This window comes from Citrobacter sp. VF227 (assembly GCF_052950715.1).
This window is the reverse complement of the sequence record NZ_JBRFVF010000007.1, coordinates 70,803-94,478: the sequence shown is the minus strand read 5'-3', so window position 1 is coordinate 94,478 and position 23,676 is coordinate 70,803. Positions and strand designations below refer to the sequence as shown.

Below are 23,676 nucleotides of genomic sequence, written 5' to 3'. Positions count from 1 at the left end.
GGGCTAGTCAATGCGACGATGACCTTTAAATAACGGGCGCAGGGCGCCCCTGCTCTTCTCGCTCCAGACATAAAAAACGCATCCGCACGCTTAACCCACCTAGTGCTTCACTCCGTGATAGCTTCGGGTGCGTGCGGTGCAGACGAGCAATGTCATTGACCAGCGCCAGACCGATTCCTGCCCCGGGAACATTGCCGACGTTATCCAGGCGATGAAACGGGAGCAGCGCCTGATGCACCATTTGTTCATCAATGCCTGGCCCGCTATCTTCAACCACCAATACCACTGCTTCTCCCTCTCGCCGCAGTCGGGCAGTCACTACGCCATGCGGCGGCGTGTATTTCAGTGCGTTATCCAGCAGATTTCCGCACAGTTCCCCGAGCAGGACTTCATCGCCCTCAACCCACACCGCGTCCTGTTCCCCTTCATAGCCCAGATCGATCCCTTTACTGCGCGCCTGCGCCAGTCGCGTGAAACAGCTGGTTTGCACCACCTCATACAAATTAACCGGTGAAAAGTGCCTTTCTCCTTGCTCTTTACGCTTCACCGCCGACAGCTGTAACAGCCTTTCAGTCAGTTGAATGGTGTTATCCAGCGTGGTACTCATAGCCTGTAAACTCTCATACCACTGCTGCGGTTGCTGACTGGCCAGAGCCACCGCCGCCTGAGTTTTCAGCACTGCCAGCGGCGTTTTAAGCTGATGGGAAGCATCCGCACTGAAGCGTTCCTGGCGAGAGATCAGGCCGCGAAGTCGGTCCAGATAGCGGTTGAATGCCACAATCAACAGGCGGGTTTCCGACCACGGTAACAGCTCCGGCAGCGGCGTCAGCAGCCCCGGCTCACGACGCACCATCAGCGAAGACAGCTGGCACATCGGGCGTAATACCCGGCGCAGCAGCCAGCCAACCAGCACCAGCGTGAGCAGCACCAGCAGCCCTTGCGAAACCCACGATGAAAACAACAGCTGCCGCGCCAGATAACGTCGCGATTGCAGCGTTTCGGCGACATAAATCTCAGCCATGCCGACAATACCGCCCTCATTGACGGGCTGCAGCAGGCGCGCTACGCGAATGGCCTCGCCACGATATTCAGTGTGATAAAACCACGCCAGCGCCGGATAAAGCCGCGTGCGCGAAGTTGCTGGCGGCATCGCAGGTAAATCGTCATAACCAGAGATAACCTTCCCCGCTGGATCGACCACCTTGTAATACAATCTGTCGTTCATATTCAGTTCAAAGCTGTCCAGTACCACCCACGGCACATTCACTTCCAACTGTTTATTGCGTACTACCAGCCGCTCGGAGACAGTTCTGGCAGACGAGAGCAACGTCCGGTCATACGCCTGCGTCGCCGCCTGTAGCGCGCTGACATAGCTATTAAATGCCGACAGCCCCCACAACAACAGGAGCGGCAGGCCCAGAAACATCAGCAGTTGTAGATACAACGATTGGGGTTTAACCCACTTCATCGCTGCGCTCCAGCACATAGCCCAGGCCGCGTAGCGTGGCAATACGCACATCGCTTCCCTGTAGCTTTTTACGCAGACGATGGATGTACAGCTCAATGCTTTCAGGGCTGACCTCATCGCTTAGACTGAAGACCTGTTCAAATAACTGCTGACGCGAAACCGGTCGCAATCGACGATACATCAGCACCGTAAGCAATGCCTGTTCGCGCGGGGTGAGTGCCAGCGGTTGCCCCTGCAAGAGAAAATAGCCTTCATCGTGAAACGCCAGTTCCCCTAATTGCTGTATACCTTGTACCTGCCCCGCACTGCGCCGTAGCAGGGCCCGCAGCCGGGCATCCAGTTCCTCGATTTCAAACGGCTTTGCCAGATAATCATCGGCCCCAACGTTCAATCCTTTCACCCGATCGGCCACCGCGCTGCGCGCCGTCAGCAGCAGAACGGGAAGCGTCTGCCCGCGTTTGCGCAGGCGCTGAACGACTTCAAGGCCATCCAACCCCGGCATATTGATGTCCAGCACCGCCAACGCGTACGTTTCACTATGTAAAAGGTGATCGGCCGCCAGGCCATCAAAAACGCAGTCGACGGCAAAACCGTTTTGCACCAGCGCTTTCTCCAGCCAGTGAGCTAACTCACGATTATCCTCCGCTAATAAGAGACGCATATCACATCCTGTAAAGTTTCTGCCGCATTGAAAGGGAATTGAAAGGTTAATGTTTTAACAATCATGCAACCGAACTGCTACACATCGGCTCACATAATCACAAAAATAATCTTCCGTACCTGAAATCCGGTCATCCGGCGTGAGGATAAATAATGAAAAAACAATTACTTCGTACCCTTACTGCAAGCATGTTATTGATGAGTACCTCTGTTCTGGCGGAACAAGCGCCATCGCGCACGGAATGTATCGCCCCTGCTAAACCCGGCGGTGGTTTTGATCTCACCTGTAAGTTGATTCAGGTGAGCATGATGGAAACCGGCGCTATCGAAAAACCGATGCGCGTAACCTACATGCCCGGTGGCGTGGGAGCTGTGGCATATAACGCTATCGTCGCGCAACGTCCTGCCGAAGCGGGTACCGTCGTTGCCTTCTCCGGCGGCTCGCTGCTGAACCTGTCACAAGGCAAGTTTGGTCGCTACGGCGTGGATGATGTCCGCTGGTTGGCAAGCGTAGGCACTGACTACGGCATGATTGCCGTACGCCAGGACTCACCGTGGAAAACGCTGAAAGACCTGCTGACGGCGATGGAGAAAGATCCCAACAGCGTGGTGATTGGCGCGGGAGCTTCTATTGGTAGTCAGGACTGGATGAAGTCGGCGCTACTGGCGCAAAAAGCAAACGTCGATCCGCACAAAATGCGCTACGTCGCCTTTGAAGGCGGCGGCGAACCGGTTACCGCGCTGATGGGGAATCACGTTCAGGTAGTTTCCGGCGATCTCAGTGAGATGGTGCCGTATCTCAACGGCGACAAAATCCGCGTGCTCGCGGTGTTCTCCGATCAACGTCTGCCGGGCCAGTTAGCCAACGTCCCCACCGCCAAAGAGCAAGGCTATGACCTCGTGTGGCCGATCATCCGTGGTTTCTACGTTGGGCCAAAAGTCAGCGACGCCGAGTATCAGTGGTGGGTCGATGCCTTTAACAAACTCCAGCAAACCGATGAGTTTAAAAAGCAGCGCGATCTCCGTGGCCTGTTCGAGTTCAACATGAGCGGGAAGCAGCTCGACGAGTACGTGAAGAAGCAGGTCACGGATTATCGTGAGCAGGCGAAAGCCTTCGGTCTGGCGAAATAAGCACAGAGGCAAAGATGATGAGCGATCGTATTTTTGCAGGTATCTGGTTGTTGCTCTGTATAGCCGGGCTGTTCGTGGCCTGGCAAATCACCAGCGAATATAGCTATGAGCCAGTTGGGCCGCGTCCCTTTCCGCTGGGCATTATCAGTCTGATGCTGGTCTGTGCCGTGGCGCTGCTGTTGCGCCATCCCGACACTATCAGTTGGCCCCGCCGTCACGTGCTGCAAAAGCTGCTGACGATGGTAATTGTGCTGTTGATGTACGCCTGGGGTTTCGAATGGCTCGGTTTTCCCATCGCCACCGCCATTCTCACCGTAGTGATTGGCATGCTGTTCGGCGCAACCATTCCGGCTGCGGGTATTTCGGGCGCGGTGCTCGGCATTCTGCTGTGGTATGCCTTTGACCGCCTGCTTGACGTCACCTTACCTCTCGGCGCCTGGCTGGGTTAACGGAGAAACGATGGATACCTGGATTTATCTTTCACAAGGTTTCGCGGTGGCCATGACGCCGGAAAACCTGGTCATCGCCCTGATTGGCTGTTTTGTCGGTACCATTGTCGGGCTGTTGCCTGGACTGGGGCCAATCAACGGTGTGGCGATCCTCCTGCCTCTGGCCTTCGCTTTGCACCTGCCTGCTGAGTCTGCGCTGATCCTGCTGGCGACAGTCTATATCGGCTGTGAATACGGCGGGCGAATCTCGTCGATTTTGCTGAACGTGCCCGGCGATGCGGCGGCGATTATGACCGCGCTGGATGGTTACCCGATGGCGCAGCAAGGCCGCGGTGGTGTGGCGCTTTCTATCTCTGCGGTCAGCTCTTTCTTTGGTTCGCTCATCGCTATCGGCGGCATCATTCTGTTTGCCCCGGCATTAGCCCAGTGGTCGCTGGCCTTCGGTCCGGCTGAATACTTTGCCTTAATGGTTTTCGCCATTGCATGCCTCGGCAGCATGATGGCGCAAAATCCGCTGAAATCATTTCTGGCAGCGCTCATCGGTCTGGGACTCGCGACCGTCGGCGTAGACGCCAATACCGGGGTTTATCGCTTTACCTTTGACAGTGTCCATCTTTCCGACGGTGTGCAGTTTATCGTGGTGGTGATTGGGCTGTTCTCTGTCTCAGAAATATTGTTAATGCTGGAACATACCAGCAGTGGCCAGACGCTGGTGCGTAAAACGGGTCGCATGCTATTTAACGCTAAAGAAGGCGCGCAGTGCGCTGGCGCAACCTTGCGCTCGTCGGTGATTGGCTTTTTCGTCGGGGTCCTGCCCGGCGCAGGCGCGACCATTGCGAGTGCTATCACCTACATGACGGAGAAAAAACTCAGCGGCAACAGCGACAGCTTCGGTAAAGGTGATATACGTGGAGTGGCGGCCCCCGAAGCAGCAAACAACGCCTCGGCCTGCGGCTCGTTCATTCCGATGCTGACGCTCGGCGTGCCGGGTTCCGGCACCACGGCGGTAATGATGGGCGCGCTAACGCTTTACAACATCACACCGGGGCCGGCCATGTTTACCGAGCAGCCGGATATCGTCTGGGGGCTGATTGCAGCGCTGCTGATTGCCAACGTGATGCTGCTGGTGATGAACATCCCGCTGATCGGTTTGTTTACCCGTATGCTGACCATCCCGCTGTGGTTTTTAGTACCGGCTATTGCAGCGGTTTCAGCCGTGGGCGTGTATGCCGTCCACAGCACCACCTTCGATCTGGTGCTGATGGTTGCCTTAGGCGTGCTGGGCTACATATTGCGTAAAATGCACTTCCCGATGTCGCCGTTAATTTTAGGCTTCGTTCTCGGGGAAATGTTGGAGCAGAACCTGCGCCGGGCGCTGTCCATCAGTAACGGGAGTTTGGATATTCTGTGGGCCAGCGGCGTGGCAAAAGTGCTGTTGGTAATGGCGGTAGTAGTTATTGTGGTCCCGCCGGTGCTGCGCCTGATCCGTAAACGTAACAGTAAACCGCAGGTAGATGCAGGTTAGTCAATATTGCCGGCCAACTACGCGATGGCGTTGTTGGCCGGCTAACATACTGCTGGTTATGGCTGTACGCACGGACACGTTAGCTCGTGGGGACCGCAGTAATACATCACTTTATTTCTGCCTGCATTTTTTGCGGCGTAAAGTGCAGCATCAGCATAGGAAACGACTTTATCACCCGATTCATCTTTCGGAGAACTAAAATAAACCCCGATGCTTATTGTCATCTGTTCTTTAATACCAAATACATTTGGCGGTAACGTGAGTTTTTCTACATTTTGTCGAATCCGCTCAGCCACCACCATAGCCTCCTGTTTATCATTGCATTTCAATAAAATGCCAAACTCCTCTCCCCCCACCCGAGCAAATACATCGGAGTCACGAATCGATTTATTAATGATATAAACGATGGAGACGATCACTTTATCTCCCTCCTGATGTCCATAAGTGTCGTTAATCCTCTTAAATTTATCAATATCAAGCATCAACACACAAACATTTCCACGTAGCATGGCAGAGTTAAGTGTTTTATAGAACAGCTTACGATTATAAATTTTGGTTAGTGCATCTCTCATAGAGGATTCCGTTTCTCTTTTTAGTAGCAGGAAAGTATTAAACATTAAAATTGAGATTACGCATAATGCGCTTATTATTTCAAGCCCGCGACTGACGTACCAGATATACATACTGTACTCATCAAGAGTGATAAGTAATAAATTGGTTAATATCGCCGAGCAGCACATCAGAGCGATACTGACCCACAACGCATTGTTCAATCGGGTTTTCAATGTAAGGTAGACTAAAGCTATGGCCCAACCTGCAATTAACGAATAAATGTATCTTAATTCCCAATGCAACGTCACCAGATCGTCTTTTAAACAGGTGATATCTATCACGACATCGGGATTATAACTTGATAAATTATGAGCAAGAATACCTATTGCGACCACAACGATGACCGTTATCATCTCCAGTATCGGCTTCTTTTGTTTATCCTCAATGACAATCGTATCGTTTCTATACGCTTTAATGCCGATACACAGCGTAATGATAAAACTCAATTGCCGAAAGTAGTAAAAGATAGCAATGTCATTGCTTCTCTGTTCGATTGAAACACTATCATTAATCAGCGCCTGCACAATATAGATCGTTTCAATAAAATAGATATCACAGCTAATAAATGCTATACCCAGAATAAAGATATAGGATAACTCTTTTCGACATAGATATTGAAACAGCATAAACAAAAACATTATTGTATAGAGAAACAACAGTCCCACAATGACGATTAAGTATGTTGTTTGCGGGACGTTTTTTACACTTATTTTAAATTGCGAAAGACATAACCCCACGCCCAAATACAAGACGATCAATATAACATAAAAACCAATAATCCACCCATTACTAAATCTATACGTTTTTTTGTTCATACTTATCCAGGTGATGAATATTTGTGGCATTTTTATATTATTTATCTTTCCTTTGCAAATAAAGTTTATTAGTCATAATACAACTGTATGTTTTCTAAGAAAATTAAATTACTCATCAGCCAGATGTATAAAATTTATTATTGACATAAAATTCACTATTTTGTGTCGATATTGTTACCACACACAAAAAAATTATAATTTTCATAATAGCAAGTAATCCTCCTAAAAAAAATTAACGTAGGTGCCTTAGAGATTTTTAAAAATTTATACTCGTATGGCTTACACATCCAGTTACCAGAAGTACTTATGCTTTCATCACACAAAAGAGTTAATTTGCACCAGTCGGTTGTCTGGCAATGCATTGCACATTTCTTATGTTAGATCGATGCACATTTTAGTCCACATGGTAATTATTAGATTTTAATTCAAATTATATTATTTTTAATAAATTTAACATTTAATAAACATCAATTTTCTATTATATTGATTAAACCTTTATCATTATTTAATAAATACCAGGAGCATTATCGCCAAATTCATCAAAACACATAATGTTATAATTAACAAAAAAACATCTTCACAATTGATTTTATTGGATTTTTTGTAACCCCTGAATTAAATCAACCCGCAAAAATGCCAAATATAAAACTGTGAGCTATTTACTAAATCAATGTTAAAGCTATTATTAAAGAAGAGTTCATCAATGAACCATTCAAGCCAATAGTTATCATTTTGCGCCATGAGGAAGAAATGAACATTAAGGATGGCTTTGCAGAACATTACTCTTCTATTCCAGCGCCAGGGACCCTAACACCAGGAATGGTAGATAAAACCCATTTCCATTTACTTATTGATATATCCAGTATATATAGTGAAAAGATTATATACGCACTCGAACTTCATTTAGTTAATGGATTAAAACGAAATGAAGCTTGTCTTATCAGCGGCATCTCACAGAGTTGTCTGTCAATTAAACTCAGGCAATTGCAACGCATTAGTCGCTCCGTCGTACAGATGTACCCTTGGTATTGTGCAAATATTAATTAACTTACCTAATTCATATAAAATGAGTAATAATATTAAGATCGTGTGCGTATCGGCTAATAGCTATCTGAAGTTAGCCATCCAGAACCTGGTGGATTTCACATGGATAAATGAATCAGACCTTTCGCCTGCGTTTTGCTATCCATCAGCAAGCATCGGCATCATGTTGCTAGTAACCACGGGTAGTACCCTTAAACAACGTATCAAAATGCTCGATATGACGCGTAAGATTTCCAACAACTACGGCTGGAAAGGCATTGTGTTATATGATCAAAAAAATGCGAATGAAAGACGTTTTGTCGATATGACCGGACTGAGGGCCTATGACATCAGAACGCCGATTGCGGATTTAAAAGATTCCATTGAAAGAAGTACTTATCTTCGCTCCCGTCATCCTCACTGTGCTAACGGCATATTGGGGCTTACAAAATATCAATGGGAAGCATTATGGCTCTCATTTATAGGTGTTGAGATAAAAGAGATTGCAGAAAAGACTGGACGTACACCACCAACATTGTATGCGCACAGGAAAGCAGGTCTAAACTATTTAAAATTGAATCATCTTCATGAATTCAAAAATGTCATAGCTAGCTTTTAATGTAGATACTTGAGAAAATCATTCTACTCCATTTTAAGTTCCTCTCCTCTATACGTTAATGAATATTTTAACGCCCCTTATCGATGCAAATCATCAGGGGCGTAATTACGTTAAGTGGAGCAGTTTACTTAATATTAAACTGACAATTTATACATTTATTTTCTTCTTGACGGTTATGGTAGCTTAACATCACCAATAACAAAGAAAAAATAAGTCCTACAAGCGCTGACAATAAAAGAACCATAGTTGTATTGTATCGAGCCACCACTACCGGCTCTGATATAATAACAATATCGCCCTTATCCAAATAACGTTTCGTTGCCACTGCGATTAGATAGGCACGCGATAGGGTCTCTGTTGATTTATTATCAGCGTGCCGCGCATTTAACTCCTGCAATACGTTGTCGACATCATCTGCATACCATGCATTGAGTGCGGCGTTAAGAGAGAGCAGTGAGTTCTCAATTTCATTTGCTTCATTCCTGGAAACCAAGGCTTTCAGATTCAGGGTATTACTTTTTTTATTTTCATTGACACTAAAGCGACTATCAACTCTGGACACCAATAATGTTTTGAATATTTCATTACGGCATTCAACATCATCGCTGCATGAAGTGTAAAAAAATGGTGAGTAAACTTTCGGTGTAATATCAAGTGTTAACGTCACCTTATCGTTATTGATGTAACAAAACACGCCACCTATTACAATACAGAAAAACACGATAAATGATATTAGTAGATATTTATTAAAGGCATACTTTATAAAATCTAATAAATCAATTTCTTCATTAGAGCTCATTTTTTCACCCCACATTTACAAAGTGACAATCCAGGAAAGCAAGCATGCGATAAAAACTGTGCTTACAGCCAGAGCACTAATGAATATCTTTGCTGATAAAGTATACTTCATTTAATCATCCATCTATCCCAGCCATATTTAACTTTGTATTATGATAGTAAAATAAGACCAAGTGTAAACATGGAAAAAAAGTGGCTATTTTTTTTGTTATTCAGCCTAACAAATACACAGTAAATTGTTAATAAAATAGTTAACGAATTGTGACATAAAAATGCACGTATCGTTATTACAAATAAAAGTTATATAAATTTAATAAAATATATCGCTATACAAAGAATAATCCATAACTCAAGTTAAAATGTAACAATATATTTCATCAACCAAAGAAAAATAATCACCACCGCAAAATTTCATAAAAACACTTGAAAACCTACTCTATACATCGCCGCCCAGGATCGATAAACACTTAATCATTCGCTCATGGTTCACAATAGTGAACTCGTTATATATATCATTTTTTATATAAATTTATATAAAATTAGATTATTGATTTTTACGGATTTTAGATTAAATTAGAGTTATTACAAATTATTAAATTTTATATTTTTCTATGGCAAAAAATGAACTTTTGAAACCAAAGCCATGGATCCTTTTATGTCACAGCGCCATCCTTCTCAGTCACACTGCCGTCCACGTAGCTATCGTTCTTTGTCAAATGGAAGCCTCAGCGAAGAACATTTCAATGTTTTAATTAAAATCGCTCGCATCAACAGCAGGAATAATATTGCAGCACTAAAAGATTTCCTGGTCGTCGGGAAGAAACGCAAAGATGCCTGCAACGCGAATAAAACTTCATTAAGTTACTTCTCAGTTAAACTGCGTCAGTTACAGAGTATTAGCGACGATATTATTACCATCTACCCTTTCTACGCCGAGTATTCACAGTCGTATTCGGTCTCTGTCAATAGCGCAACTGAGCAATCAAAGCAGTCGCCATAAATCTGAAGAAGAAAAAGACTAATTGGCCACGTGGAACACGTGGCACCACTCAAAAAATTCATTAATAACCAAAAAGTTAGATAGACAAAAACTCTGCTGGTATGACACCTGATAGCTCGCCTTCCCGCCTCACCCCGTGATATCCACACCGTTTGCAATGTTAAATAATTGTTGCTTTTGATCACAAATAATAAACAAAGAAGCTCATTCTGTGCGCGTTTTTCAAAAATGTAGATATTTTTAATTTATGGCTACGAAACGAGCTGCGCCATATCTCCCTGACAATCTACTGAGAGGAACGATTTGATGAACGCACTGACTGCCGTAAAACCTAACGCAGAAGATCCAGCCCAGCACTACAGCGGTTTCACGTTGAAACCATCAGCCCAGTCCCCACGCCTGCTCGAGCTGACTTTTTCCGCTGAGACCACTGAGCAATTTCTGCAAGCCGTGGCGCAGTGGCCGGTACAGGCACTGGAATACAAATCCTTCCTGCGATTCAAAGTCGGCAAAATCCTTGATGACCTTTGCGGCAATCAGTTGCAACCTCTGCTGCTGAAAACGTTGCTCGATCGTGCCGAAGGCGCACTGCTGATCAATGCCGTTGGCGTGGATGATGTGGCGCAGGCAGAAGAGATGGTCAAGCTGGCGACGGCGGTTGCGCATCTTATTGGACGCTCCAATTTTGATGCGATGAGTGGGCAATACTATGCACGTTTTGTAGTGAAAAATGTCGATAACTCAGACAGCTATCTGCGTCAGCCGCACCGTGTTATGGAGCTACATAACGACGGAACCTACCTCGAAGAGGTAACAGACTATGTACTGATGATGAAGATTGACGAGCAGAACATGACCGGCGGTAACTCGCTGCTGCTGCACCTCGACGACTGGGAACATCTGGAGCAGTACTTTACCCATCCGCTGGCACGCCGCCCCATGCGCTTTGCCGCGCCGCCAAGCAAAAACGTGAGCCAGGAAGTGTTCCATCCGGTGTTTGACGTTGACCAGCAGGGTCGTCCGGTAATGCGTTACATCGACCAGTTCGTCCAGCCAAAAGACTATGAAGAAGGCGTCTGGCTGAGCGACCTGTCCGACGCGCTGGAAACCAGCAAAAGCATTATTTCCGTACCGGTTTCAGTCGGTAAATTCCTGCTGATCAACAACCTGTTCTGGCTGCACGGTCGCGATCGTTTCACTTCGCATCCTGACCTGCGCCGCGAACTGATGCGCCAGCGTGGTTATTTCGCTTACGCGACCAACCACTACCAGACCCATCAGTAAGCGCGAAGGAAAAAAGCGGATGTATGATTTTGTGATTATTGGCGGCGGTATTATCGGCATGTCGACCGCCATGCAACTGATTGATGTCTATCCGGACGCCAGAATCGCGCTGCTGGAAAAAGAGTCCGGCCCGGCCTGTCACCAGACGGGCCATAACAGCGGTGTGATCCACGCCGGGGTCTATTACACGCCTGGCAGCCTGAAGGCGCAGTTTTGCCTGGCCGGAAATCGCGCCACCAAAGCCTTTTGTGATCAAAACAGCATCCGCTACGACGTCTGCGGAAAAATGCTGGTTGCCACCTCCTCTCTGGAAATGGAGCGCATGCGTGCGCTATGGGATCGCACCGCCGCTAACGGCCTTGAGCGTGAATGGTTGAATGCACAAGAGCTTCGCGAGCGTGAACCGAATATCACCGGTCTGGGCGGTATTTTCGTCCCGTCGAGCGGGATCGTCAGCTACCGTGAAGTGACCGCCGCGATGGCGAAGATTTTCCAGGCCAAGGGCGGTGAGATTGTTTACAACGCCGAGGTCAGCGCGCTGAAAGAGCATGCCGCGGGCGTGATCGTCCATACGCGTCAGGGTCAGGAGTATGAAGGTGCGACGCTAATTAGCTGCTCCGGGCTGATGGCGGATCGACTGGTGAAAATGCTCGGTGTCGAACCCGGCTTTATCATATGTCCGTTCCGTGGCGAATACTTTCGTCTGGCATCAGAACATAACCAGATAGTTAATCATCTGATTTACCCGATCCCCGATCCGGCGATGCCGTTTCTCGGCGTGCATCTCACCCGGATGATCGACGGCAGCGTCACGGTCGGCCCCAACGCGGTGCTGGCGTTTAAACGCGAAGGCTACCGTAAGCGCGACTTCTCACTGAGCGATACGCTGGAGATCTTCGGCTCTTCCGGTATTCGCCGCGTGCTGCAAAACAACCTGCGATCCGGGCTTGGCGAAATGAAGAATTCGTTGTGCAAAAGCGGTTATCTGCGACTGGTGCAAAAGTACTGCCCGAGCCTGACACAACACGATCTGCAGCCCTGGCCTGCGGGCGTGCGGGCACAGGCGGTATCACCTGACGGCAAACTGATCGATGATTTTCTGTTTGTGACCACGCCACGTTCAATTCATACCTGTAATGCCCCTTCTCCTGCGGCAACGTCAGCAATCCCTATCGGCGCGCATATTGTCAGTAAAGTTCATGCGCTGCTTGAGAACCAGAGTAATCCCGGACGCACGCTGCGTGCGGCACGTAGCGTGGAGACATTACACGCCGCATTCACCCGCTAAAACGATGAAGACAGGAAGCAATTATGCAACTTAACGATCCAACCTTATTTCGCCAGCAGGCACTGATCGACGGCAACTGGCGTGACGCCAACAGCGGCGAGACCCTCGCGGTGACCAACCCCGCCAACGGTCAGCAATTGGGTAGCGTACCGAAAATGGGGGCGGATGAAACCCGCGAAGCGATTAACGCCGCCAACCGCGCGCTGCCCGCCTGGCGTGCGCTGACCGCCAAAGAGCGGGCCAACATTCTGCGCCGCTGGTTCAATCTGATGATTGAGCATCAAGACGATCTCGCCCGTCTGATGACCCTGGAACAGGGAAAACCACTGGCGGAGGCCAAAGGCGAAATTACCTACGCCGCCTCCTTTATTGAGTGGTTTGCCGAAGAGGGCAAACGCATTTATGGCGATACGATACCTGGCCATCAGGCTGACAAACGCCTGATCGTCATCAAACAGCCGATCGGCGTTACCGCCGCGATTACGCCGTGGAACTTCCCGGCGGCGATGATCACCCGCAAAGCAGGTCCGGCGCTGGCGGCAGGTTGCACCATGGTGCTCAAACCCGCCAGCCAGACGCCATTCTCCGCACTGGCGCTGGCAGAGCTTGCTAATCGCGCCGGGATCCCGGCAGGCGTTTTCAGCGTGGTGACCGGTTCAGCCAGCGCAGTCGGTAACGAGCTGACCGGCAACCCGCTGGTGCGCAAGCTGTCATTTACCGGTTCAACTGAAATTGGCCGTCAGTTAATGCAACAGTGCGCCAAAGACATCAAAAAAGTGTCGCTGGAACTGGGCGGCAATGCACCGTTTATCGTCTTTGACGATGCCGATCTCGACAAAGCCGTGGAAGGCGCGCTGGCCTCGAAATTCCGTAACGCCGGGCAGACCTGCGTCTGCGCCAACCGTCTGTACGTGCAGGACGGTGTGTATGAGCGTTTTGCCGAAAAACTTCAGCAGGCTGTGAGCAAACTGCACCTCGGCGATGGTCTGCAACCTGACGTCACCACCGGACCGCTGATCGACGAAAAAGCGGTCGCCAAGGTGCAGGAGCACATCGCCGATGCCCTGGATAAAGGCGCGCGCATTATCGCGGGCGGTAAACCTCACTCGCTCGGCGGGAACTTCTTCCAGCCCACCATTCTGGTGGATGTGCCTGACAACGCAAAGGTCGCCAAAGAAGAGACGTTTGGCCCACTGGCGCCGCTGTTTCGCTTTAAAGACGAAGCAGATGTCATCGCTCAGGCCAACGACACCGAGTTTGGTCTGGCAGCCTATTTCTACGCCCGTGATTTGAGCCGCGTTTTCAGGGTTGGCGAAGCGCTGGAATACGGCATCGTCGGCATTAACACCGGCATCATCTCCAACGAAGTCGCTCCATTTGGAGGAATCAAAGCCTCCGGTCTTGGCCGTGAAGGTTCAAAATACGGCATCGAAGACTACTTAGAAATCAAATACATGTGCATCGGCCTTTAATAAAACAAATACTGGAGAACACCTGATGAGCACCAACAAAGAACTCATGCAACGTCGCAGCAACGCCGTTCCCCGTGGCGTAGGACAGATCCACCCTATTTTCGCCGAGCGAGCAGAAAACTGTCGGGTCTGGGACGTTGAAGGCCGCGAATTCCTCGATTTTGCCGGTGGTATCGCAGTGCTAAACACCGGCCACCTGCACCCGCAGATTGTCTCTGCGGTAGAAGCGCAGTTGAAAAAACTGTCCCATACCTGTTTCCAGGTGCTGGCCTATGAGCCTTACCTGGAGCTGTGCGAAATCATGAACAAGAAAGTGCCGGGCGATTTTGCCAAGAAAACTCTGCTGGTAACGACTGGTTCTGAAGCGGTGGAAAACGCGGTAAAAATCGCCCGCGCCGCCACCAAACGCACCGGCACAATCGCCTTTAGCGGCGCTTACCACGGTCGTACCCATTACACTTTGTCTCTGACCGGGAAAGTAAACCCGTACTCTGCCGGAATGGGGCTGATGCCTGGCCATGTGTATCGCGCGCTTTACCCGTGCCCGCTGCATGGCATCAGTGACGACGATGCTATCGCCAGCATTCATCGCATCTTCAAAAATGATGCCGCGCCGGAAGACGTTGCCGCCATCGTGATTGAACCTGTTCAGGGCGAGGGAGGTTTTTACGCCGCCTCACCGGCCTTTATGCAACGGCTGCGCGCCATTTGTGATGAGCACGGCATCATGCTGATTGCTGACGAAGTCCAGAGTGGCGCGGGCCGTACCGGTACACTGTTTGCCATGGAGCAGATGGGCGTTGCGCCCGATCTCACCACCTTCGCAAAATCCATCGCCGGAGGTTTCCCGCTGGCGGGCGTGACCGGACGCGCCGACGTCATGGACGCTATTCCACCGGGCGGGCTGGGCGGTACTTATGCTGGTAATCCGATTGCCTGTGCCGCCGCGCTGGCGGTACTGAACATTTTCGAGCAGGAAAATCTGCTGCAAAAAGCCAACGAGTTGGGGCAAACCCTGCGTGAAGGTCTGCTGGCTATTGCGGAAACCCACCGCGAGATTGGCGACGTTCGCGGGCTGGGGGCGATGATTGCTATCGAACTGTTCGAAGATGGCGACCATGCAAAACCAGACGCCAAACTGACCGCCGAAATTGTCGCGCGTGCGCGTGATAAAGGACTGATCCTGCTCTCCTGCGGGCCTTACTACAACGTCCTGCGCATCCTTGTCCCGCTGACCATTGAAGATGCGCAAATCCACCAGGGGCTGGACATCATCGCTCAATGTTTTGCCGAGGCGAAGCAAGGTTAACACCCCTGCATCCGAGCCGGATGGCGATGCAAATGCGCCTTATCCGGCAAACAGATCAATAACAATAATACGCGTGCCCCGGCGCGGGAATGCCGGGGTGCTCTCCCAAGTGCAATACTTTCGAGAGGTTTAAACGATGGGGCAAGTGTCACAATCACATGATTTAGGGGGCGGGCTGAAATCACGCCACGTTACCATGCTGTCTATTGCCGGAGTTATCGGCGCAAGTTTATTTGTCGGTTCAAGCGTGGCGATAGCAGAAGCCGGTCCCGCAGTGCTATTAGCGTACCTGTTCGCTGGGTTACTGGTGGTGATGATTATGCGTATGCTGGCCGAAATGGCCGTCGCCACCCCGGATACCGGATCGTTTTCTACCTATGCCGATAAGGCCATCGGCCCGTGGGCAGGTTATACCATCGGTTGGTTGTACTGGTGGTTCTGGGTGTTGGTGATCCCACTGGAAGCGAATATTGCCGCCATTATTCTTCACTCCTGGGTCCCGGGCATCCCTATCTGGCTGTTTTCTCTGGTTATCACGCTGGCATTAACCGGCAGTAATTTGCTGAGCGTCAAAAATTATGGTGAGTTCGAGTTCTGGCTGGCGCTGTGCAAAGTGATTGCCATTCTGGCGTTTATAACCCTCGGCGCGGTGGCGATTAGTGGTTTCTACCCTTATGCCGAAGTCAGTGGGGTTTCGCGCCTGTGGGATCATGGCGGCTTCATGCCCAACGGTTTCGGCGCTGTGCTCAGCGCGATGCTGATCACCATGTTCTCCTTTATGGGCGCGGAAATTGTCACTATCGCCGCCGCCGAATCCGATACCCCGGATAAACACATCGTCCGCGCCACCAACTCGGTTATCTGGCGTATCTCCATCTTCTATCTGTGCTCTATTTTCGTGGTAGTGGCGCTGATCCCATGGAACATGCCGGGACTGAAAGAAGTGGGCTCTTATCGTTCTGTGCTGGAGTTACTGCATATCCCACATGCGAAGCTGATCATGGACTGCGTCATTTTGTTGTCGGTGACTAGTTGTCTGAACTCCGCACTGTATACCTCATCACGCATGCTCTACTCCCTGAGTCGTCGCGGCGATGCACCCGCTTTTATGGGCAAAACAAACCGCAGTAAAACGCCTTATGTTGCAGTGTTACTGTCGACAGGTGCCGCCTTTCTCACTGTGGTCGTCAACTATTATGCCCCGGCCAAAGTATTCAAATTCCTGATCGACAGCTCCGGCGCAATCGCACTGTTGGTGTATCTGGTGATTGCGATTTCCCAACTGCGGATGCGTAAAATCCTGCTGGCGCGAGGTGGTGAAATCAAACTGAAAATGTGGCTTTATCCGTGGCTAACCTGGCTGGTGATCGCGTTTATTATCTTTGTGCTAGTGGTAATGCTGTTTCGCCCGGCACAACAGCTGGAAGTTATCTCTACCGGGTTGTTAGCCATAGGAATTATTTGTACCGTGCCCATTATGTCGCGCTGGAAAAAACTGCTATCGTGGCAAAAAGCACCATTGCAAAATACGCATTAAACCTGTTCCCGGCTCAGGCCGGGAAATCCGTTCAGGAGTGAAACCATGACCGCCATTCACCAACCGACGGCCATTGATGGATACCGCTGGCTGAAGAACGACATCATCCGCGGTGTGTATCAGCCTGATGAAAAACTGCGTATGAGCCTGCTGACCTCGCGTTATGATCTTGGCGTGGGACCGCTACGCGAAGCGCTTTCGCAACTGGTTGCCGAGCGGCTGGTCACGGTGGTCAATCAGAAAGGATATCGTGTCGCCCCAATGTCCGAGCAGGAGTTGCTCGATATTTTCGATGCCCGCGCCAATATGGAGGCCATGCTGGTCGCGCTGGCGATTGAACGCGGCGACGATGCCTGGGAAGCTGAAATTCTGGCGCGGGCGCATATGCTCGCTAAGCTTGAAGCGATTGACGCCAGTGAACAGATGCTCGACGAGTGGGATCAGCGCCATCAGGCGTTTCACTCAGCGATTGTCTCCGGCTGCGGTTCACAATATTTGCTGCAAATGCGCGAACGACTGTTCGATTTGGCGGCGCGCTACCGGTTTATCTGGCTGCGAAAAACGGTGCTGTCGGTTGAGATGTTGGAAGATAAACACGATCAGCACCAAACGCTGATCGAAGCAATTCTGGCACGCGATGCCCCGCGAGCCAGCGAATTAATGCGTCAGCACCTGCTGACGCCGATTCCGATTATTCAACAGGCGATGTCCGGCAAATTGCTGACGCAATAAACCTGAACATTATTATTGTTGCGGAATACGTAAAACCTGCCCGGGATAAATTTTATCCGGGCTTTTCAGCATCGGTTTATTTGCTTCAAATATTTGATTATACAGATTAGCGTTGCCGTAAACCTGTTTGGCAATAGCGCTCAGGGTATCCCCCGATTTCACGGTATAAAACTGGCTTTCACTCGCGGGCGCAGAGGTTTTAACCTGGTCGTCGACACTGGCAATACCAGAGATATTACCAATCGCTATCAGGATTTTTTCTTTCGCCTCCTGACTTAATCCATCGCCAGAAACGGTGGCTTTGCCTTCGTTAATTTGGACGTCCACTTTATCCGCATCTGGAATACCGGTTTTATTCAGGTGTTCCTGCACTTTTTTTGCCAGATCGGCTGTGTCATGATTTCCAGTGACCGCATCCCACAGTTTCTCACCCGCATCTTTTACAAAATTGAAGAGACCCATATCCACCTCGATAATAAACAATCAACCTGAAAAGTGTAGCAGAGGAGAAAGGAGCACAACGAAAACGGCGCCAAAGCGCCGTTGTAGAAGGGGAATTAGTTACGCGTCTGTATCCAGAAGGCGTGGATCAGACCTGGGATGTAGCCCAGCAGCGTCAGAACGATATTGAGAATAAAAGCCCAACCGAATCCTTTACCCAGCAGCACGCCGAGCGGAGGCAAAATAATAGTAAAAACGATTCTCCAGAAACCCATACATACTCCCTACAAGCAAAAAATTAACCATTGTTTAAAAAGAGATTTTATCTCTAAGACTAATCAGTGTAGCTAACTCCTCCCGTCTCGCCCTGTTGTTTTACCCTCTTTTACGCTTTTGACGCTGGCGTAGGTTGATTTTTTATTTTAGAATTTACTTAATTTAGATTATGCTTAAATACATATGACAGAACTTGAACAACTCCAGGCCAGCGCGGAACAGGCTGCCGCTCTGCTCAAAGCGATGAGTAACCCGAAGCGGTTGCTGATTTTGTGCATGCTCTGCGGTTCGCCCGGTACCAGCGCGGGCGAGTTAGCCCGTATTACCGGTCTCAGTCCCTCCGCCACTTCGCAGCACCTGGCACGTATGCGAGAAGAAGGCCTGATAGACAGCCAACGCGATGCCCAGCGCATCCTGTACTCCATCAAAAATGCGGCCGTGAATTCGCTGATCGCCACATTAAAGACACTTTATTGCCCATAAGGAGCCATCATGACTATTGGGACGATTTCCCCACGCGAAGCGCAGACGCTGGTCGCACAAGGCGCAAAACTGATTGATATCCGCGATGCTGACGAGTATCTGCACGAACATATCCCTGAGGCGCATCTGGCCCCGTTATCGACGCTCGAGCATGGGGCGTTGCCTGCGAATCTCCGCGCCGAAAAGATTATCTTTCACTGTCAGTCTGGCAAACGTACACAAAACGCGGCGACAAAACTGAGTGCTCTTGCCGCTCCTGCGCAGGTCTGGTTGTTGGAGGGCGGAATTGACGGCTGGAAATCTGCAGGTTTGCCGGTGGCAAAAGACAGTTCACAACCGTTACCGCTGATGCGTCAGGTGCAGATAGCCGCAGGTAGCCTTGCCCTGTTCGGCGTCATACTGGGTTACGCCGTCAATAGCGCCTTCTTCCTGCTGAGCGGTTTTGTCGGCGCGGGGCTGATACTCGCTGGTGTGACCGGCTTTTGCGGCATGGCACGATTACTGGACATCATGCCCTGGAACCGACGTACTCATTAAGCGGTAAACCTTGAAACAGCGCTGTACCCGCCGATTGACGTGATCTATGGTGAGTTCTGCGATAAATAAAGGAGTGCACTATGTTTCAACCTGGCGATCTGGTTCAACCGCGCATGGGCGGCCCCAAACTGAAAGTTGTCGAAGTCAATGACGATCAAATTGTGGCGGTACAAGCCAGTAATGAAAGCGGTGAGAAATTCACGCTGAAAGCGGCTGATGTGACGCGATATACCGAAGAAGGTGATTTCGGCGTTTGCTGAAAATAAGCGGTGAGGACACCCTCACCGCATTCATAATTAGATCAAAAAGTCATCAAGCGATTTACCGGCAGCCAGCGCCTCGGCAATTGGCTTCGGTGTGCGACCTTGTCCAGTCCATGTTTTTGTTTCACCATTGAGATCGGTAAAACGATATTTCGCCGGGCGCGGCAGACGTTTTTTAACTGAACGTGCCGTCACAGACGTTATGCTCAGCAGCTCTTCCGGATTGATCCCGTCTGCCTGCATCAGCGCCAGCAAGGTATTAATTTTTTCCTGCTGTTCTGCACGTTGGCGCTGTAGCTGTTCTTCTTCATCGCGCCGTTCTTTGGTCACAACTCTGAATTTTTCAAGCATATCTTCCAGCACTTCAACAGAAAATTCTCGAGCCATTGCTCGCAGCGAGCGGATATTATTTAAGTTTTTTAACATTGAACTCATATTAACAAAACCTCTTTAACGTAAAACATAAAAATGGTATTACGCTAAATATTGTATGCAACTACCTATTATATTTCCAGTCTAATTTATTCGTATGTTATAAAACAAAAAGCCAACACAGGTATTTATGGCATCAATTTTTATATTATCTATATAATATTTCCGTTCCTCTGATAGCCACGATAAATATACCTTCAAGGTATCTCGATGCGTCACTTGATAACCAGGCCACACTATCGCGCAGAATCGACGAGTAGATATATTGAACATTGGTCAACATTCAGAAAAGGAGCGCAAAAAATTCATAAAAACAAATAACCATAACCAGTTGATCTAAAACATTTTTTCTTAACCCAGCAACGAAAACACCAAAACGAACAAAAAACACACCATTACAGAGCATTTTATCGACAAAAAGGTAATAAATAAAAATTTTAAGCTAGTTGATAGTTATTATCCAGCCAGATATCCTATTTAAACGCGAATGCAGCAAGACAAATCACTAGCAGAAAGGTATTCAAAACCTTTTTTTCTCTTTTTACAAGGAGCATTAACATGTTCTCTCCGCAGTCACGCTTGCGTCATGCAGTAGCAGACACGTTCGCGATGGTTGTTTATTGTTCTGTCGTGAACATGTTGATCGAAATATTCCTTTCAGGAATGAGCTTCGAACAGTCCCTGTACTCCAGACTCGTTGCTATCCCCATTAACATACTGATCGCGTGGCCATACGGCATGTACCGCGATTTATTTATGCGCGCGGCACGCAAAACCACGCAGGCTGGGTGGGGGAAAAATCTGGCGGACGTGCTGGCTTATGTCACCTTCCAGTCGCCAGTGTATGTGATTATTCTGTTGACGGTTGGCGCAGACTGGCACCAGATTACGGCTGCAGTCAGTTCGAATATCGTGGTATCAATGCTGATGGGCGCGGTCTATGGCTACTTTCTTGATTATTGCCGCCGCCTGTTTAAGGTCAGCAGCTATCACCAGGCTAAAGCCTGACAGGTCTCTTCGCGACTGGCCCTGCCAGTCGCATTATTAGTTTGAGCTAACGTCGCCAAACAACCCACTCAGATAACGCTCCAACGCAATTCGCGAGCTAAAGCCGTGCGGAATACCATAGTGTTCGTGTGTCTCACCGGCTAAATACAGTGGAAATTGTTGGTAATGATCGCAGGTTTTAATATCCGTCGCAGGTTCTGCCAGCGAAGAGCTTCGCTCTTTTAGCGTGGGATGGATAATTAATGCGGTACGTCCCATGCGTGCTTCACGGTTAACGTACACATAATTTTCGCCACGACGATAGCCATACGTTTTCTGAGTCACTACATCAACGGTAAAGCCCACTTTTTCAAGTACGCGCGCCACCTCATCAGGTCGTAAATACATATTATTTTCCTCGTTATCTTTTACTGCGGGCTTACCTTACCTGATTCAGCATTAGCAACGCTTTCAGAAAAGTCCATAAACGAGTGACCAGGGTGGGACGAATATCGTAAGAACCATACAGATTATGTCAGTGCCAGCCGCAGTTGATTTGCCGCCTGTTGCGCCATTACAACCGAGCTGATGTTGGTAAACGACAGCAAGATCCCCCCCTTTCCAGCCGAAGTTATTCGCCAACGGCTCAACGCCTGAACCGCAAGCCCGGCCTGATTCGCTTTGCGCACTAACGCAACATCATCTCCCTCTACGGTCATCACCAGTTGGATCCCCCCTTCCTGAGGAATGACGCTGAATCCTTGTTCAGTCAGGGCGTTCTCCATCCACTGACGCCGCTCGGCATAATGCTGGCGCATGCGTTTTAAGTGCCGCCAGAAATGACCATCTTGCATAAAATCCGCCAGCGTTTGCTGCCATAAAACCGGAACGCTACAGGCCGTTAGCGCCGCCTGCTGACGAAAACGTTCGACCTGAGTCAGAGGGACCACCAACCATGCCGTGCGCAACGCCGGAAACATCGATTTACTGAACGTGCCGGCATAAATCACTCGCTGGGGCGCATCCAGGCTTTTAAGTGGCGGTAACGGCTTACCGTGGTAGCGAAATTCACTGTCGTAATCATCTTCAATAATCCACGCCTGTTCGCGAGCCGCCCACTCCAGCAACCGATGGCGACGGTCTAATGACAGGGCCACACCCAGCGGGCTTTGGTGTGCGGGTGTGAGCATGACAAAACGCGCCTGTGGAAAGTCGCGGATCCCAGCGCAGACATCCAGACCATCGCTATCCACCGCCACCGGCATCAGCTCAATCTGTTCCTGAGCCACCACGGGCCGAATCAGCGGAAAGCCGGGATCTTCGACCCACATTCCCTCACCAGGTTGAGACAGAGCGCGCAGAATTAACGTTACTGATGCCGCATAGCCTGACGTAATAAAAATCTGCTCCGGCTGGCACTCAATGCTGCGTGAAACGCGCAGGTAATCCACAATCGCCTGACGTAACGCGCGTTCGCCGCAAACATCGCCCACCGCGAGATCAAAACGCGTTTGGGTGCGTAAACGCCGACCCATCACTCGCGCCCAGACGTCACGTGGGAAGAGATCGAGTGCGGGTAATCCCATCTGAAAAGCTTGCGGTCTGGGGTTTTCTCCGGCGAAGATCGTGGGAGACGCAGGTGCCTTTTCCAGGCGCAATTGCTCACTGACAAATGTTCCTGCCTGTCCTCGCCGCGCGAGCCAGCCCTGAGCCACCAGCTCGGCATAGGCATGTTCCACCGTCGAACGCGAAACCCCCAGTTCCTGGGACCACGTCCGGCTGGAGGGCAATCTTGTGCCTGGTTTGAGTTCACCTGTCTCAATGGCATTTTTTAACTGGCGGGCGATTTGTTGATAGCGCGGCATTTATGGTCTGCTTTTTTTGCAACAATATGGCTCTCTGTAGCAGTCCATTATAGTGCTACATTGCGGGTTATCCAAACGAGGAGAAATACCATGACCATGTTACGCCAGCCCTATTATGAACTCAGTCCTGAAATCTATAACGCTCTGGTTCAGGCAAGCAAAGCGCTGGAGAACTGCGCGCTGGAACCTACGCTGACGGAACTGATTTACCTGCGGGTCTCGCAAATCAACGGCTGCGCCTTTTGTCTGGAAATGCACAGTAAAGCGCTGCGCAAAGCAGGCGTTGCGCAGGCTAAACTGGACGCGCTGGCAGGCTGGCGGGTGAGTCACCACTTCAGCGAGCAGGAACGTGCGGCGCTGGCGTGGGCCGAGTCCGTCACCGATATCGCCAGCACCCATGCCGGAGACGATGTTTATCTGCCGCTGCTCGACCATTTTAGCGCGAAAGAAATTAGCGACCTGACGTTTGCCATTAGCCTGATGAACTGCTTTAACCGCCTGGCTGTGGGAATGCGCATGTGATTTATCGGTTGCCGGATAGCTCTGTCCGGCAACAATCTTCTTCCCCGCCACACTCCTCACTCATGCCCTAATCAACCTAAAATTCCCATATCTTGTATGGTTGAATATTTTTAAAACTACATCTAGTATCATCTGTATCAAGATGCAC

The 23,676-nt window shown here is 49.6% G+C and carries 26 protein-coding genes; 17 read left to right on the top strand and 9 right to left on the bottom strand.

What is annotated here, in order from left to right:
• Positions 1-25: 25 nt before the first annotated feature.
• Together ACU8YC_RS19450 and tctD are read right to left on the bottom strand one after the other, a co-directional pair.
• On the bottom strand, positions 26-1,468 hold the full coding sequence (locus tag ACU8YC_RS19450; protein WP_414438434.1) for a sensor histidine kinase: 1,443 nt from the start codon (positions 1,466-1,468) through the stop codon (positions 26-28).
• The gene (gene tctD / locus ACU8YC_RS19445; protein ID WP_003826032.1) at positions 1,455-2,129 is read right to left on the bottom strand and encodes a transcriptional regulator TctD; all 675 of its coding nucleotides are present in this window, start codon (positions 2,127-2,129) and stop codon (positions 1,455-1,457) included. Before tctD ends, ACU8YC_RS19450 begins: the two co-directional genes overlap by 14 nt.
• Before the next feature lie 152 nt (positions 2,130-2,281).
• Here tctD and ACU8YC_RS19440 point away from each other — a divergent pair, with 152 nt between their 5' ends.
• The 3 genes from ACU8YC_RS19440 to ACU8YC_RS19430 are packed head-to-tail and all read left to right on the top strand — an operon-like array spanning position 2,282 to position 5,233.
• Positions 2,282-3,259 (top strand): Bug family tripartite tricarboxylate transporter substrate binding protein, encoded by a 978-nt coding sequence (locus ACU8YC_RS19440; RefSeq protein ID WP_151218159.1) that lies wholly within the window; start codon positions 2,282-2,284, stop codon positions 3,257-3,259.
• 14 nt (positions 3,260-3,273) lie between these two features.
• Positions 3,274-3,708 carry a tripartite tricarboxylate transporter TctB family protein gene (locus tag ACU8YC_RS19435; RefSeq protein ID WP_087050849.1) on the top strand — a complete coding sequence of 145 codons (435 nt, stop codon included), beginning with the start codon at positions 3,274-3,276 and terminating at the stop codon, positions 3,706-3,708.
• A 10-nt stretch (positions 3,709-3,718) separates the two neighbouring features.
• Complete coding sequence (locus tag ACU8YC_RS19430; protein WP_151224227.1) at positions 3,719-5,233, top strand: tripartite tricarboxylate transporter permease; 1,515 nt, start codon at positions 3,719-3,721, stop codon at positions 5,231-5,233.
• A 56-nt stretch (positions 5,234-5,289) separates the two neighbouring features.
• On the opposite strand, the gene ACU8YC_RS19425 is transcribed toward ACU8YC_RS19430, so the two are convergent.
• A complete protein-coding gene (locus ACU8YC_RS19425; protein WP_052755115.1) occupies positions 5,290-6,660 on the bottom strand; it encodes a sensor domain-containing diguanylate cyclase in 1,371 nt (456 codons plus the stop codon).
• 750 nt (positions 6,661-7,410) lie between these two features.
• Between ACU8YC_RS19425 and ACU8YC_RS19420 the strand changes: the two genes are divergently transcribed.
• Positions 7,411-7,707, top strand: a complete 297-nt coding sequence (locus ACU8YC_RS19420) for a PapB/FocB family fimbrial expression transcriptional regulator (RefSeq protein WP_071891781.1) — start codon at positions 7,411-7,413, stop codon at positions 7,705-7,707.
• Positions 7,708-7,726: 19 nt separating this feature from the next.
• Complete coding sequence (locus tag ACU8YC_RS19415) at positions 7,727-8,302, top strand: hypothetical protein (RefSeq protein ID WP_071891779.1); 576 nt, start codon at positions 7,727-7,729, stop codon at positions 8,300-8,302.
• A gap of 124 nt (positions 8,303-8,426) precedes the next feature.
• On the opposite strand, the gene ACU8YC_RS19410 is transcribed toward ACU8YC_RS19415, so the two are convergent.
• Positions 8,427-9,101, bottom strand: coding sequence for a hypothetical protein (locus ACU8YC_RS19410; RefSeq protein ID WP_446895660.1), 675 nt, complete (start codon positions 9,099-9,101; stop codon positions 8,427-8,429).
• 654 nt (positions 9,102-9,755) lie between these two features.
• Between ACU8YC_RS19410 and ACU8YC_RS19405 the strand changes: the two genes are divergently transcribed.
• The 7 genes from ACU8YC_RS19405 (at position 9,756) to csiR (ending at position 17,722) form a co-directional block, all read left to right on the top strand.
• Complete coding sequence (locus ACU8YC_RS19405; protein WP_446895659.1) at positions 9,756-10,100, top strand: PapB/FocB family fimbrial expression transcriptional regulator; 345 nt, start codon at positions 9,756-9,758, stop codon at positions 10,098-10,100.
• Positions 10,101-10,406: 306 nt separating this feature from the next.
• The gene (glaH, locus tag ACU8YC_RS19400) at positions 10,407-11,384 is read left to right on the top strand and encodes a glutarate dioxygenase GlaH (RefSeq protein WP_151218162.1); all 978 of its coding nucleotides are present in this window, start codon (positions 10,407-10,409) and stop codon (positions 11,382-11,384) included.
• 19 nt (positions 11,385-11,403) lie between these two features.
• Entirely contained in the window at positions 11,404-12,672 is a 1,269-nt protein-coding gene (gene lhgO, locus ACU8YC_RS19395) for an L-2-hydroxyglutarate oxidase (RefSeq protein ID WP_370619770.1), read from the top strand.
• Positions 12,673-12,695: 23 nt separating this feature from the next.
• Positions 12,696-14,144 carry an NADP-dependent succinate-semialdehyde dehydrogenase gene (gabD, locus tag ACU8YC_RS19390; RefSeq protein ID WP_151224231.1) on the top strand — a complete coding sequence of 483 codons (1,449 nt, stop codon included), beginning with the start codon at positions 12,696-12,698 and terminating at the stop codon, positions 14,142-14,144.
• A gap of 25 nt (positions 14,145-14,169) precedes the next feature.
• A complete protein-coding gene (gene gabT / locus ACU8YC_RS19385; protein WP_151218164.1) occupies positions 14,170-15,453 on the top strand; it encodes a 4-aminobutyrate--2-oxoglutarate transaminase in 1,284 nt (427 codons plus the stop codon).
• Positions 15,454-15,589: 136 nt separating this feature from the next.
• Entirely contained in the window at positions 15,590-16,990 is a 1,401-nt protein-coding gene (gabP, locus tag ACU8YC_RS19380; protein ID WP_187253086.1) for a GABA permease, read from the top strand.
• A 45-nt stretch (positions 16,991-17,035) separates the two neighbouring features.
• On the top strand, positions 17,036-17,722 hold the full coding sequence (gene csiR, locus ACU8YC_RS19375; protein WP_151218165.1) for a DNA-binding transcriptional regulator CsiR: 687 nt from the start codon (positions 17,036-17,038) through the stop codon (positions 17,720-17,722).
• A gap of 12 nt (positions 17,723-17,734) precedes the next feature.
• Here csiR and lysM read toward each other — a convergent pair whose 3' ends face one another.
• Entirely contained in the window at positions 17,735-18,184 is a 450-nt protein-coding gene (gene lysM, locus ACU8YC_RS19370) for a peptidoglycan-binding protein LysM (protein ID WP_137376263.1), read from the bottom strand.
• Positions 18,185-18,279: 95 nt separating this feature from the next.
• Positions 18,280-18,438: a YqaE/Pmp3 family membrane protein gene (locus ACU8YC_RS19365; protein ID WP_003037242.1), complete on the bottom strand. Its 159-nt coding sequence runs from the start codon at positions 18,436-18,438 to the stop codon at positions 18,280-18,282.
• 184 nt (positions 18,439-18,622) lie between these two features.
• Between ACU8YC_RS19365 and ACU8YC_RS19360 the strand changes: the two genes are divergently transcribed.
• The 3 genes from ACU8YC_RS19360 (at position 18,623) to ACU8YC_RS19350 (ending at position 19,719) form a co-directional block, all read left to right on the top strand.
• A complete protein-coding gene (locus ACU8YC_RS19360) occupies positions 18,623-18,922 on the top strand; it encodes an ArsR/SmtB family transcription factor (RefSeq protein WP_137346398.1) in 300 nt (99 codons plus the stop codon).
• A gap of 9 nt (positions 18,923-18,931) precedes the next feature.
• Positions 18,932-19,459: a rhodanese family protein gene (locus ACU8YC_RS19355; protein ID WP_151218166.1), complete on the top strand. Its 528-nt coding sequence runs from the start codon at positions 18,932-18,934 to the stop codon at positions 19,457-19,459.
• An 80-nt stretch (positions 19,460-19,539) separates the two neighbouring features.
• The gene (locus ACU8YC_RS19350; protein WP_151218167.1) at positions 19,540-19,719 is read left to right on the top strand and encodes a hypothetical protein; all 180 of its coding nucleotides are present in this window, start codon (positions 19,540-19,542) and stop codon (positions 19,717-19,719) included.
• A gap of 36 nt (positions 19,720-19,755) precedes the next feature.
• Here ACU8YC_RS19350 and stpA read toward each other — a convergent pair whose 3' ends face one another.
• The gene (stpA, locus tag ACU8YC_RS19345) at positions 19,756-20,157 is read right to left on the bottom strand and encodes a DNA-binding protein StpA (RefSeq protein ID WP_210905297.1); all 402 of its coding nucleotides are present in this window, start codon (positions 20,155-20,157) and stop codon (positions 19,756-19,758) included.
• Positions 20,158-20,712: 555 nt separating this feature from the next.
• On the opposite strand from stpA, the gene alaE reads away from it, so the two are divergent.
• A complete protein-coding gene (gene alaE, locus ACU8YC_RS19340; RefSeq protein ID WP_151218168.1) occupies positions 20,713-21,162 on the top strand; it encodes an L-alanine exporter AlaE in 450 nt (149 codons plus the stop codon).
• A gap of 36 nt (positions 21,163-21,198) precedes the next feature.
• Here alaE and ACU8YC_RS19335 read toward each other — a convergent pair whose 3' ends face one another.
• On the bottom strand, positions 21,199-21,549 hold the full coding sequence (locus tag ACU8YC_RS19335) for a DUF2002 family protein (RefSeq protein ID WP_061068432.1): 351 nt from the start codon (positions 21,547-21,549) through the stop codon (positions 21,199-21,201).
• Between the two features lie 122 nt (positions 21,550-21,671).
• Complete coding sequence (gene pdxR, locus ACU8YC_RS19330; RefSeq protein WP_210905298.1) at positions 21,672-23,006, bottom strand: MocR-like pyridoxine biosynthesis transcription factor PdxR; 1,335 nt, start codon at positions 23,004-23,006, stop codon at positions 21,672-21,674.
• A 90-nt stretch (positions 23,007-23,096) separates the two neighbouring features.
• On the opposite strand from pdxR, the gene ACU8YC_RS19325 reads away from it, so the two are divergent.
• Positions 23,097-23,528, top strand: a complete 432-nt coding sequence (locus ACU8YC_RS19325) for a carboxymuconolactone decarboxylase family protein (RefSeq protein WP_151218169.1) — start codon at positions 23,097-23,099, stop codon at positions 23,526-23,528.
• Positions 23,529-23,676 lie beyond the last annotated feature (148 nt).